At 53.6% G+C, this 12762-nt stretch carries 13 protein-coding genes (1 of these 13 only partly in view); 5 read left to right on the forward strand and 8 right to left on the reverse strand.

Annotated features, from left to right (window positions below; genetic code table 11):
- Positions 1-166: 166 nt before the first annotated feature.
- Entirely contained in the window at positions 167-664 is a 498-nt protein-coding gene (locus tag ACJJIT_RS20675; RefSeq protein ID WP_444899542.1) for an META domain-containing protein, read from the reverse strand.
- 64 nt (positions 665-728) lie between these two features.
- Complete coding sequence (locus ACJJIT_RS20680) at positions 729-1202, reverse strand: META domain-containing protein (RefSeq protein ID WP_444899543.1); 474 nt, start codon at positions 1200-1202, stop codon at positions 729-731.
- 181 nt (positions 1203-1383) lie between these two features.
- Between ACJJIT_RS20680 and pyk the strand changes: the two genes are divergently transcribed.
- Positions 1384-2820 (forward strand): pyruvate kinase, encoded by a 1437-nt coding sequence (gene pyk, locus ACJJIT_RS20685; protein ID WP_444899544.1) that lies wholly within the window; start codon positions 1384-1386, stop codon positions 2818-2820.
- A gap of 701 nt (positions 2821-3521) precedes the next feature.
- Here the strand turns inward: pyk and ACJJIT_RS20690 are convergent.
- The 5 genes from ACJJIT_RS20690 to hutC form a co-directional block, all read right to left on the reverse strand.
- The gene (locus tag ACJJIT_RS20690) at positions 3522-4022 is read right to left on the reverse strand and encodes a hypothetical protein (RefSeq protein WP_252083754.1); all 501 of its coding nucleotides are present in this window, start codon (positions 4020-4022) and stop codon (positions 3522-3524) included.
- Positions 4023-4119: 97 nt separating this feature from the next.
- Positions 4120-4461 (reverse strand): hypothetical protein, encoded by a 342-nt coding sequence (locus ACJJIT_RS20695; RefSeq protein ID WP_252083753.1) that lies wholly within the window; start codon positions 4459-4461, stop codon positions 4120-4122.
- Positions 4462-4746: 285 nt separating this feature from the next.
- Positions 4747-6297 carry a histidine ammonia-lyase gene (gene hutH / locus ACJJIT_RS20700; protein WP_444899545.1) on the reverse strand — a complete coding sequence of 517 codons (1551 nt, stop codon included), beginning with the start codon at positions 6295-6297 and terminating at the stop codon, positions 4747-4749.
- Positions 6298-6564: 267 nt separating this feature from the next.
- Positions 6565-8241, reverse strand: a complete 1677-nt coding sequence (hutU, locus tag ACJJIT_RS20705) for a urocanate hydratase (RefSeq protein WP_444899546.1) — start codon at positions 8239-8241, stop codon at positions 6565-6567.
- Positions 8242-8329: 88 nt separating this feature from the next.
- Complete coding sequence (hutC, locus tag ACJJIT_RS20710) at positions 8330-9040, reverse strand: histidine utilization repressor (protein WP_444899547.1); 711 nt, start codon at positions 9038-9040, stop codon at positions 8330-8332.
- A 187-nt stretch (positions 9041-9227) separates the two neighbouring features.
- Here hutC and hutI point away from each other — a divergent pair, with 187 nt between their 5' ends.
- Together hutI and hutG are read left to right on the forward strand one after the other, a co-directional pair.
- Entirely contained in the window at positions 9228-10457 is a 1230-nt protein-coding gene (gene hutI, locus ACJJIT_RS20715) for an imidazolonepropionase (protein WP_252083749.1), read from the forward strand.
- Complete coding sequence (hutG, locus tag ACJJIT_RS20720; RefSeq protein WP_444899548.1) at positions 10441-11409, forward strand: formimidoylglutamase; 969 nt, start codon at positions 10441-10443, stop codon at positions 11407-11409. The genes hutI and hutG overlap by 17 nt, the downstream gene beginning before the upstream one ends.
- A 49-nt stretch (positions 11410-11458) precedes the next feature.
- Here hutG and ACJJIT_RS20725 read toward each other — a convergent pair whose 3' ends face one another.
- Positions 11459-11881, reverse strand: a complete 423-nt coding sequence (locus ACJJIT_RS20725; RefSeq protein ID WP_444899549.1) for an organic hydroperoxide resistance protein — start codon at positions 11879-11881, stop codon at positions 11459-11461.
- A gap of 191 nt (positions 11882-12072) precedes the next feature.
- Between ACJJIT_RS20725 and ACJJIT_RS20730 the strand changes: the two genes are divergently transcribed.
- Positions 12073-12573: an RNA polymerase sigma factor gene (locus ACJJIT_RS20730; RefSeq protein WP_252083746.1), complete on the forward strand. Its 501-nt coding sequence runs from the start codon at positions 12073-12075 to the stop codon at positions 12571-12573.
- Positions 12573-12762 carry the 5' portion of a hypothetical protein gene (locus ACJJIT_RS20735; protein WP_444899550.1) on the forward strand. Its footprint extends 404 nt past the window's final position, so 190 of the gene's 594 nt are visible here — the first part of the coding sequence; it begins with the start codon at positions 12573-12575; the stop codon falls past the right edge of the window. Before ACJJIT_RS20730 ends, ACJJIT_RS20735 begins: the two co-directional genes overlap by 1 nt.

Raw genomic sequence — 12762 nt, forward strand, 5'->3', positions numbered from 1 at the left:
ACCGCTATGTCATTTTTCTGTCATCTGTGGGCACTATGATGCGCGCCGAGGCTTTCCAAAGTGAATGCGCATCTGACTCATCTTTTTGATTCTTCTTGATTGTAATATTGGCGACCCTTTGGGTCGCCTTTTTTATGGCTGCGCTACAGGCATTGGTATCGGGAATTCAACGCATAATGTCATCGACCCGGTTAAATTCGAGCCGTGTGGATTTGTCATTACTGCTCAAGATCAGCTTGTCACCCAGCACTTCGAGAAAACGGGTTTTGCGCAGGGCTTTCAGGTAGTCGGCCTCTAATTCATCACTGGGGCGGCGGTTTCCCACTCTGGAGATAATCGGCGACCTGGGCCAGGAAAGTTCGCCGCTGCTCTCGAGAGAAAAGCGCCCTAGATAGGGATTGATGCCCCCGTTGCCCCGTACGTAGCCGAAGCGATCACAGGTAAAGAATGGGCGCTCGCGCCAGAACTTTTTCCACAGTAACGTGTACTCGTAGGTGTTCTCGCCATCTCGGAGTTTTGAGAGTATCCAGTCGTGCTCACAGGCAGACCACGCCGGCTGTTTGGGGGGCTGGGGAGCGGGCTCCCTGAAAGACATACACCCGGAAAAAAGCAGGCTCAATACGGCTGGGACCACAAGCTGCAAGGGTAAGTGAGATCGGGGCATGATGTCGTTCTCATTGTTTTTGCGACATTTAATCGTAAAAGCTATCAGTGGTCTGTGGTGGTGTTCAAGATCCTGCCCTGACATATTCAATATAAATATCGCCAGAGGCGTCGCGAAGGATCAAACGCTTACCGCGGGACTTGGTAAATGCCTGGCGAGTACCGGCCAGGGCGCGCAGGTAGACATTTTCCTGCTGCAGTAGGATCTCCGGGCCGCTCATCTTGGTCGAGGCGAAGCTGGAACTGTCCCACAGCATCAGGCCGTTTTCAGTTATCTGCAACTCGCCACGGTAGGTATTAATACCGCTGCGCCCCATCACATTGCCATCGAGATTACACACGAAAGTAAAATCTGCAGGCTTCTGGATCGGCACTGCAGCGCCGTTAATACGCAGGCGTACCAGCTGCCACTTCTTATTGCAGACCGAACTTGCAGTTCCCGCATTCTGCACAACTCGGGCTTCTTCCGCACTGTTCGACAGGCATCCGCCAATGACCAGCAGGGCCCCCAGCAGCCACAGTTGCACCAACCTGCTCATCGGCGAGTTACTCCCTGACCCTTGCACCTACAATCTCAAACGGGCCTGTCGCTTTAGCCTATAACCCGCTCTATGCAAAGCTTAGTCGCTGGCCTCTGTTGAGAGACGACAGGTGTGACAAGCTATGCTTCTCCTGTGAAAGCGAGTGCTATCCGGGCAGTAAAACGAGGCTAGGTGCGGCATGATCCGGCGGACAAAAATAGTCGCAACACTGGGTCCCTCAACCGATAAGGGGGACACCCTGGGGCAACTGGTCGCCGCCGGGGTGAACATCGTGCGCCTGAATTTTTCCCATGGTGAAATCGACGAGCACCGCCGCCGCGCCGAGCAGGTTCGGGCAGAGGCCGCTCGTCAAGGGTGTCATATCGCCATATTGGGTGATCTTCAGGGGCCGAAAATTCGTGTGGGCAAGTTCACCGATGGTGGTGTGCATCTCAGCACTGGTGCCGAGTTTACTCTGGACCCCACTTGGCCAAGGGAGCAGGGCAACAGCGCCGGGGTTTCGGTGGATTACGCCGAGCTGGCCGAGGACTGCCGCCCAGGAGATACCCTGCTGCTGGACGACGGGCGACTCAGTCTGCAGATCAAGAAAATTGATGGCAGTGCGGTTATCACTGAGGTACTGGATGGGGGCTGGCTCTCCAATCGAAAAGGAATTAACAAGCGGGGCGGTGGCCTCACCGCGCCTGCATTAACGGACAAGGATTTGTGCGATATTCAAGTTGTCGCCGATCTGCAGCTGGACTACTTGGCGGTGTCCTTTCCTCGCGATGCGCGGGATATTCATAGGGCGCGGGAGCTTCTACAGCAGGCGGGGGGGAGCAGCCAGATTGTTGCCAAGATTGAACGGGCCGAGGCGATCTCTTCTGATGAACACTTGCAGGAGCTGATTCTGGCGAGCGATGTCATCATGGTGGCGCGCGGCGATCTGGCAGTAGAGATTGGCGATGCGGAATTGATGGGGGTGCAAAAACATTTAATTCGTTTTGCCCGCTATCTGAATCGCACGGTAATTACGGCAACACAGATGATGGAGTCAATGATCTCCAGCCCTGTGCCTACGAGGGCGGAGGTGTGTGATGTCGCCAATGCGGTGTTGGATGGCACCGATGCGGTAATGTTGTCGGCAGAAACCGCCAGCGGGGACTACCCGGTGGAGACTGTTCGGCATATGGACGAGGTAATTATTGGGGCGGAAAAACACCGTGCAACACAGCGCCCTTCGGATAGTTTGCGTGGCAATTACCCTGCCGGGGATGCCTGTATCGCCATGGCTGCAATCACCATTGCCAATCACTGTCGAGATATCAAGGCTATTATCTGCCAGACAGAAACGGGCAACACAGCCCTTTTGATGTCCAGGGTTCGCGCAGCCATTCCTATTTACGCCTTTTGCCGGCACCGTAGAGTTTGTAATCGGGTTGCCCTTTATCGCGGCGTCGATCCGGTTTTAATGGCGGTGGCGGGTATGGATGGTCCCTCCCGTGACCACAAGGCAATCGACCATTTGAAGCAGCGCAGTCTTTTAAAATCGGGGGATTTTGTCTTGGTTTCCCGTGGCTATCGACAAGATGCCGGCGGCCAGACTGATACCCTACGGGTCGTAAGAGTTAAGTAAGCATTTTTTCCGCTCTGGGCGAAAATTCAATTTTTATTTTTAAATCGAAATCCCTACTTTTTTATCTGTATTTTTCTGGCATTTAATAAATTCGTTTTAGCCGGAACGTGCGCAGCGCACTAGAGTTTTTGTTTCCAGTTCCTGTTCAACGCAGTGAAATTTTTTTCCGTTGAGTGATAAAGATTTTGGGGTGCCCTGTGATTTAGTTGTGGAACAGCCGGTAATGCTTATTACCAGTGTCACAGCAAGCAGTTTCGGCAGGAGTTTCTGCACTGCACTTACCTCGCAAGGTTTACAGGATTCGCTTTCTTAACTCAGAGTAGTGGTAATAGCTGTCAAAGTGAAGAAAAGAACGCCAATTTGCAAAAAGTAGCGACAGAGCTGTTGAATGGCTAAAGATAAAACAGGCGTTGGTACCCAGTGAGTAAACTCGCTGGTCACTATTGTGGAGTGGATGTGAATTATCGAAGAGAGATTTTTCTGATCACTCTTTTTTTGCGTGCAAATAAGTAATCGAATATTTCTAAATGATTAATTCAAAGTTATTAGCGGACCAATTTAAAATTTGTATTGATGTTGTTTTGTGGATTGGTGAGTCCGCAAAATACCAGTAATGTTATTGATCTGTACCGGCATTTTGCGGGCAAAATGAAATATCTGGATTTCAGCTATTTCAAGGCTGGATTAATAGCAGCTAAACGCTAGCGTCTTCTATGGTGATATCCACCGCGGACGCGATGGTGTCCACGTACCCTATAGCTGCGGTGGCTGCGATATCCTCGGTGGCCGCCGCGATAGTAACGGTGCTGGGCACGATAGCGGATTTGTGCAGCACCGGGGGAGTTAAAGCGGTTGTAGTAGGGAAGCCCGCGATAAAAGTACCTGGCCCGGTAGCGGGGGTTGCCGCGATAACCTGGTGCGCGGTAATAGGAATAGGCACCGCGATAATAATAGCCATAGCGTGGGGTTGCCCGGTAATACTGGTAAACCGGTGTGCGGTAAGAGACATAGATATTACTGGAGGGATAGTAGTTCGGGGTTGCGTAAGGGTAAACAAAGGAAGAGGTGTAGGCCACTCCCCCTCCTCTATAGTAACCGCCGTAGTAGCCACCGTTATAGTAACTATCGGTTGCACAGGCACCTAAAGTTAGGGCCGTGCATACCGTGACGGCAATAAAAGCCGTCTTAACAGCTCTATTCATAGTGCAATCTCCGGTAAGCGAAAGTTCCCCCCGGAGAGGCCCGGCAGGGGCCAAGCCCCTTTATGTGTGCCAAATGGGCGCACACAGAATTTCTTTCTCAGTAGGGCCTGGCCTGGTAGGGCGGATCCGGCAGATCAATTACCTGGTAACTTGTGTTCACCACCGCGGGCGGCCTCAGGCGATAAAAATTCCCATCCCAGTAAAAGTTGCAATGCTGCATGTTGTGGCAGGTTCCATCGGGGTGGCAGTGGGCATAGCGGCCCCGCAGGTTGTAATATGACTTGCTGTAATAAGGGCTATATCCATAATAACTAGCTGAGCAGTCATAGCCTCCTCCGCAGGGGTAACCTGTCCCGTTACAGGCTGACAGGGCAAACCCTGTGGCAATAGCCAGCGCATAGCCCGAGTGGCGGAGCAGTCGAAGCGACAGCGGTTTCATCTAGACCTCCACACCTTTTGGCGGGTAAAACGTCTAATTGTCAGCCTAGCACTTTTGGCGCAAATTTCCCCACAAAGAAAAAAAATTGTTCTAGCGGTAGCCGATAAAGAAAAGCTTGTCTCTTTACTGATTTTTTTTGTTTTAAATCGCGACCGCGGACAAACAGCTACTTTAGAGTCGCTGTTGCTGGCGGACCAAAGACAGAGAAAAAAATACCGGGGTTTTGGCCCCGGTATTTAGTAACGAAATATTCTATAAAAATTAATTTATAGAAATTAAAGGAAATTAATGACTACTTGGGAGCAGGGCTGGATCAATGGATTCCAGGTAGGCGCCGCTGCTCAGCAATTGCTTCGCCTCTTCAATATCCGGGGCAAAGTAGCGGTCCTTGTCATAGAAGGGGACTCGCGCGCGCAGTTTTGCCTTGGCGGCCTCCAGTTTTTCCGTAGATTTTAACGGCGCACGGAAATCCAGTCCCTGGCAGGCAGCGAGTAGCTCCACCGCCAGGATGCCACAGGTATTGTCGGCCATATCCCGCAGGCGACGGCCGGCAAAGGTGGCCATGGATACATGGTCTTCCTGGTTGGCGGAGGTGGGCAGTGAGTCCACGCAGGCTGGGTGCGCCATGGATTTGTTCTCACTGGCAAGCGCCGCTGAGGTGACCTGGGCGATCATAAAGCCGGAGTTCACCCCGCCATTTTCCACCAGGAAGGGAGGCAGGCCGGATAGGTTGCTGTCGATCAACAGCGCCATACGACGCTCGGACAGGGAGCCGATTTCTGCCAATACCAGCGCCAGGTTGTCGGCGACCATAGCAACAGGCTCCGCGTGGAAGTTACCGCCGGAAATAATGTCGGAGTTATCCGGATTTTCCTCGTCGGTAAATACCAGTGGGTTATCGGAAACACCATTTGCCTCGGCCAACAATACTTCGGCAGCGAAGCGCATCTGCTGCAAACAGGCACCCATTACCTGGGGCTGACAGCGCAGGGAGTAGGGGTCCTGCACTTTTTCACAGAACTGGTGGGAATCACCGATCTGGCTGGTTTCACCGAGCAGGTCCCGATAAATTGCCGCTACGTCGCGCTGAGCCTGTTGGCCGCGGGCGTTGTGAATACGATCATCGAAGGGGCGGCGTGAGCCCTTGGCGGCTTCCAGGGTAATGGCACCGGTTACCAGGGCGCCGGCGAACAAGTCTTCACTGGCGAACAGGCCGAGCAGGGCAAAGGCGGTAGAAGCCTGGGTGCCGTTTAGCAGGGCGAGGCCCTCTTTGGGGGCCAGGGTAATAGGCTCTAGTCCCGCAGATTTGAGGCCTTCGTGAGCACTCTTGCGCTCGCCCTTGATAAATACTTCCCCTTCACCGAGAAGTACCACGCTCATATGAGCCAGGGGCGCCAAATCGCCAGAAGCGCCGACAGAACCTTTCTCAGGGATGGCGGGGTAGACACCGGCATTGACCAGTTGCATTAAAGCTTCGATGACCTGCGGGCGCACGCCGGAGAATCCGCGCGCGAGCGAGTTGATTTTCAACACCATCAGCAGGCGCACGGTGGCTTCACTCATAAAGTTGCCGGTACCGGCGGCATGGCTCAGAACAATAGCGCGCTGCAGGTTTTCCAGGTCGTGCTTTTCAATGCGGGTGTTGGCCAATAAACCAAAACCGGTATTAATTCCGTAAACCGTGCGCCCCTCGGTAATAACCTGGGCAACAGTGTGGGCAGAGGCTTCAATAGCGGGGTAGGCGCTTTTCGCCAGGGACAGCTGCACCGACTCGCGGGCTACGCGGCGCAGTTGCGCAAGGCTCAATTGACCGGGATCGATTTCCAATTGATACATAAACTCATTCACCAAAAAAGATTTACTGCTTAGCAGGCTGTTGAAAAACAGCCTGCGCGGGCGCTGCGAAAACGCCTGCCGCAAAATCAAGCACTGCAAATGCTTGATTTGAGTGCTCATCTTTGTGGACATGTGCCGCAAAGATGGCTCGAAAAAGTCGCTTGTTGGCTTTTTCAACACCCTGTCAGGCGCCGGCGGTGCAGCCCGATCAAAGTTATTCGGGCTGTAAAAGATTTCCGCCGGCGGTATTTTTATTGCGGTAAAAAATCAGTCGTTCAGCATGGGCAGGTCCAGGCCCTGCTCTTTTGCGCATTTTTTTGCGATCTCGTAACCGGCATCGGCGTGGCGCATTACGCCGGTGGCGGGATCATTCCAGAGAACCCGTTCGATACGTTTGCGCGCAGCTTCAGTACCGTCACAGACAATGACCACACCAGAGTGCTGGGAGAAGCCCATGCCTACGCCACCACCGTGATGCAGGGATACCCAGGTAGCGCCGGAGGCTGTGTTCAGTAGGGCATTCATCAGTGGCCAGTCGGAGACAGCGTCGGAACCATCCATCATGGCTTCAGTTTCGCGGTTGGGGCTTGCTACAGAGCCGCTGTCGAGGTGGTCGCGGCCGATCACTACCGGTGCTTCCAATTCACCGTTGGCTACCATCTCGTTAAATGCCAGTGCCAGGCGCGCGCGATCTTTCAGGCCAACCCAGCAGATACGTGCGGGCAGTCCCTGGAAGTGAATCCGCTCGCGGGCCATATCGAGCCAGTTGTGCAGTTGCGGATTGTCGGGAATCAGTTCCTTAACCTTGGCATCGGTCTTGTAGATATCTTCCGGGTTGCCGGACAGGGCCGCCCAGCGGAAAGGACCTACTCCTTCGCAGAACAGAGGGCGAATATAAGCGGGTACAAAGCCGGGGAAATCAAAGGCATTTTCCACACCTTCCTCAAGAGCCATCTGACGAATATTGTTGCCGTAGTCGAGGGTTGCGGCGCCGCGCTTTTGCAGCTCCAGCATGGCTTCAACCTGAACCGCCATAGACTGTTTGGCTGCCTTTACTACTGCGGCTTCATCTTTTTTGCGCATCTCCGCAGCGTATTCCATGGTCCAGCCCTGGGGCAGGTAGCCATTTAAAGGATCGTGAGCGGAAGTCTGGTCGGTAACCGAATCTGGCAGAATATTGCGCTTTACAATTTCCGGGAAAATATCTGCTGCGTTGCCCAGCAGGCCAACGGAAATGGCTTCGCCTTTTTCCATCGCGGCTTCAATCATTTGCAGGGCTTCGTCGAGGCTGGTGGCTTTTTTGTCTACATAGCCAGTGCGCAGACGGAAATCGATACGGGTTTCGTCGCACTCTACGGCGATCATGCTGAAACCGGCCATCGTCGCCGCCAGTGGCTGAGCGCCACCCATGCCGCCGAGGCCGCCGGTAAGAATCCATTTGCCTTTCGCTTCGCCATTAAAATGTTTGCGTGCGACGGCAGCAAAGGTTTCATAGGTGCCCTGGACGATGCCTTGGGAGCCGATATAAATCCAAGAGCCGGCAGTCATCTGGCCGTACATGGCCAGGCCTTTTTTATCCAGCTCGTTAAAGTGTTCCCAGTTGGCCCAGTGGGGTACTAGGTTGGAGTTGGCAATTAAAACCCGGGGTGCATCGACGTGGGTTTTAAAGACTCCGACAGGCTTGCCGGACTGCACCAGCAGGGTTTCGTCGTCTTCCAGGCGCTTTAGTACCTCGACAATTTTGTCGTAGCACTCCCAATCCCGCGCGGCGCGGCCGATACCACCGTAAACCACCAGGTCCTCCGGGCGTTCAGCTACCTCGGCGTCCAGGTTGTTCATCAACATGCGCAGGGGAGCTTCGGTGAGCCAGCTTTTGGCATTGAGCTCACTGCCGCGAGGCGCGCGGATTTTACGGCTGGGGTCGTGGCGTTTATCAGCGGACATACATTCCTCTCAAATTATTTGGTAAAAATTCTTGCGCCCTATGATTGGCAATCCAGTGTTGCTGGGACGTATGAGATACATGCAGAAATTAGAATTTCAGCTGAGCCCCCAGGCGGTAGCGTTTACCCGGGTGCACCAGGCGGGCAAAGCTCACAGTACCGGCGCTACTCTTGGTACGCCGCCACACCTGTAGGCAGGCATCGCCGGTGGCGATCTCCAATGCGTAGGCAATAGAAGCTTCTGCTGAGATTGCCTCAACCGTGGTATCCGCCTCGGTCAATGGTGCGACCCTGGAAAGATAGGCGTTTGGCGTGGTGTGGGCGAAATCCTGTTGTAAGTATTCGGGAGCCAGGGCCGGATTGGTAAAGCGCTCTTCCCACTGAATGGGAACGCCGTTATCACAGTGCACAATAATGGTGTGAAAAACCTTGGCCTGTTCCGGCACTTCCAGGGCACGGGCTACTTCGGCATTAGCCATACAATGTTGTGCCAGCAAAATTCGATTGCTGTAGCTGTGGCCGCGTGCTGAAATTTCATCAGCAATATTGCGCACTTCTAACAGGGAGCCAGCCGGTACTGGTTCGGCCACAAATGTACCGAGTCCCTGGGAGCGCATCAGCACCCGCTCATCGGTCAATTCACTTAAAGCGCGTCTGGCGGTCATACGGCTGACACCGAATTCCTGCGCCAGCTGATTTTCTGAGGGCACCTGGAAATGCACAGGCCAGCTGCCGTTTTCGATGTTTTGCCGGATATGGCGCTTGATCGCCGCGTAGCGGGGTTCGCTTGCAGTATTCATACTCGGATTTAGTGCCTTTATGGCTTGTATATGGTTGTATATACAAGAAATAATAGAAGCTACTATGGTTGTCTTAAAGATGACTGTCAAGCCGGGGCGATGGTCTGTATGCTGACTGCCCAAATCCCGCTCGGTATTGCACTGGGCATCTATGGTTAAAGAAGGAAAAGCGCGCCGCTAGAAGCTTATGACAGAACGCTGTGACCTACTGATTACGAATGTGAACGCCGCTACCATGGACCCTTCGATTGCCGGGGGCTACGGTGCTGTAGAGGATGCCGCAGTGGCGGTAACCGGCGGCAAGATTGTTTGGCTGGGGCCGCGTCGCGAGTTACCGGACTGTGCTCCAGATAAGGTGATCGACGGTGAGGGGCAGTGGTTGACACCGGGCCTGATCGATTGCCATACCCATCTGGTTTACGGCGGTCACCGCGCCGGAGAATTTGCGCGCCGCCTGGGCGGGGAGAGCTATGAAGAAGTAGCCCGTTCTGGTGGTGGCATTATTTCCACTGTGAGGGCCACTCGTGCCGCCAGTGCTGAGGAATTATACCGTTTGTCGGAGCCCCGCCTTCGCGCCTTGATGTCCGAGGGGGCCACCACTGTCGAGATCAAATCCGGCTATGGCCTGGATCTGGATACGGAGTTGAAGCAACTGCGCACCGCTCGCCGTTTGGCGCAGCACAATTCGGTGGAAATCGTTACCACCTGTTTGGCTGCTCACGCCCTGCCGCCGGAATACGATGGTCGTGCCGATGAATATATCGATTTGATTTGCGAGCAGATATTGCCGGCAGTTGCGCGCGAGCAACTGGCCGATGCGGTGGATATGTTCTGCGAAACCATCGGCTTTACGGTAGAGCAGTGTCAGCGGGTGATTGATGCCGCCAAGCAGTTGGACATGCCTATTAAAGTGCATGCCGAGCAGCTGGCACGCACTGGCGCCACTGAGATGGCAACCAAAGCCAGCGCCCTCTCCGTAGATCATATTGAATATATTAGCGATGCGGATGTGCTGGCCATGGCTGAAAGCGGCACCGTGGCAGTATTGCTCCCGGGAGCTTTTTATACTCTGCGCGAGACCCAGATGCCACCGGTAGAGAAACTGCGCGAGGCGGGGGTTTGCATGGCTTTATCCACAGACCTGAATCCCGGTAGCTGCCCTATCGGTTCTCTGCGGTTAATGATGAATATGGGCTGCAACCTATTTGGCCTTACCCCAGCGGAGGCGTTGGCCGGGGTGACTCGCGCAGCCGCGCGCGCCTTGGGGCTCTGCTGCTCCCGTGGAGTGCTGCGGCCAGGATTGCGCGCAGATATGGTGTTATGGCCGATGGATACCCCAGATCAGCTGGCCTATGAATTTGGCGCGCTGAAACCCGCACAGATTTTCCTGGGAGGTAAAGATGTTACAGCTGGCTGATATGCGCTTATGGAGTGGCCGCACAGACAGCGAGGACGGTCGCGCCGGGGAGCGTTGGCACCAACGTGTTTCGCCGCTGCAGCTGGATAACCCCCCTGGAATTGCCATCCTCGGTTTCGCCTCGGATGAAGGTGTGCGCCGCAATAAAGGGCGTATTGGCGCTGCGAAAGGGCCGCGAATCCTACGCTTGGCGACTGCCAATCTGCCCGCCACCTTTGATTTACCTCTTTATGATGCCGGCAATGTGCGAGTCGATCGTGAGGATTTGGAATCCGCACAGGCACTACTCGGTGCGCGTATCAATGAGTTGCTGGCTAACGGACACTTTCCCCTGGTTTTGGGGGGTGGACATGAAATCGCGTTTGGTAGTTATCAGGGCATAGCGCGATGGATGCGCGAGCTACATCGGGAAAAGACCCTGGGTATTATCAATTTTGATGCCCATCTGGATTTGCGCATCCCTTCACCCAAGGGTTCCTCGGGTACACCTTTCTATCAAATTGCGGAACAGTGTCAGATCAATGGCCGCCCTTTTAATTATCTCTGTGTCGGTGCTGCCGATAATGCCAACACGCCGGCGCTTTACAATCGCGCCGATGAACTGGGTGCAGAAGTCATTCGCGATCGAGAAATTAGCAGCTGGAATCTGGATAAAATAAAGCAGCAGATCCGGGACTTTGCCGATAAGGTGGACTTTGTGTATCTCACAGTATGCCTGGACGTACTACCAGCAGCAGTAATGCCTGCGGTTAGTGCCCCCTCTGGGCGTGGAGTCCCGCTGGAATTACTCGAAGAGCTGTTGGATACCGTTCTGGACTCAAATAAGGTTTGCTTGGCGGATATGGCCGAGTTTAATCCCTATTTCGATATTGAAGATCATGGTGCGCGCACTGCAGCAAGGTTGGTTTTCCAAATAACCAATGGGGCTGCGCGCTCAACTCGCCAAGAGTAAGAGGGTAAAGTGGCCTGTAAGGCTGCCAGGGGTTGGCAGCCTTATGCTTCTAAACCGTAATATGCAGCCTCACGGTAATATTATTGCGGGTTGCATTGGAGTAGGGGCAAACTTCCTCGTGAGCTTTTAAGGCCACGTGTTCAGCTACCACCTGATCCATGCCCGGTAGCTCTATATAGAGATCAACTTCCAGCCCAAAGCCTTTCCCGCTGGGTCCTATGCCAACTTCAGCTCGCACACTGGTATCGTTCGGTGTAGCGACCTTTTCCTTGTCCGCAACAAATTTCATTGCGCCGATAAAACAGGCCGAATAGCCTGCCGCAAATAATTGCTCAGGGTTGGTACCACTTCCGCCATCCCCGCCCAGCTCTTTGGGAATACTGAGCTTTACGTCTAGGGCGCCATCCGACGAAGCCGCCTGTCCATCACGTCCACCTGTCGCCGTGGCGACTGCCGTATAGAGAGCCTTCATAAGTGTGTCCTCAGAAATTCTGCAGACCAAGTGTAGTTGTATTGGCTTGTGTCGGTATGTAAAGCCTGAGGTAAATCTGAGTTATCGGATCAAACAAAGATATCGACACCGATTGAAGATGTAGACGAAATTTTCTGTAAGGTTCTTGGCGTCGCCGGTACAGTACTCATTACAAAAAAATGGAGTAGCCGGTGGATTTACGGGATCAATTATTTCAGCAGGCGATAAGCGAGTATGCCGAGGGTATCTCCCGAATAGCGCGCAGCTATGTGCGCACTACTGCAGAACATGAGGATCTGCTCCAGGAGATATGGTTGGGGCTATGGCGAGCGTTACCCTCCTTTCGAGGGGATGCCAGCTTAAAAACCTTTGTCTATCGCATTGCTCACAATCGTTGTGTAACCGAAATAGCAAGAAGAAAACCTCAACATGCGGGTGAGGAGGAATTGATGACGCTGCCAGACAATCAAGCGGGTCCCGATGAGCGCCTGGCAGAAGAGCGTAAGTCAGAGCGGCTGCTAATTGCGGTTAAAAAACTACCACTGGGCTTACGTCAAACCCTGACCCTGCGTTTAGAGGGGTTAAGCTATATGGAAATTTCAGAAGTGCTTGGTATCAGTGAAAGCAATATTGCCGTGCGCTTGAATCGAGCAAAAGAACGGCTGAACATCTGCTTGTCAGGAGGTGAGTAGTGAATAAAGCGAGCAGTGAAGAACAGTGGTCTGAACTGGAAACTTTATGGAAGCAGCAGCAGGTTAGTACAAAAGTGCCTACTGCTATATTGAAGTGGGTACGTCGTCAGGAGCGGCGTATGCGTTTTGTGATTGTTTCCGAGGTTATCACATGGATTGTCTTAGCACTTTTTATAGTCAAGACAGTAC

It is taken from the genome of Microbulbifer mixtoriginis (SeqCode) (assembly GCF_052467515.1).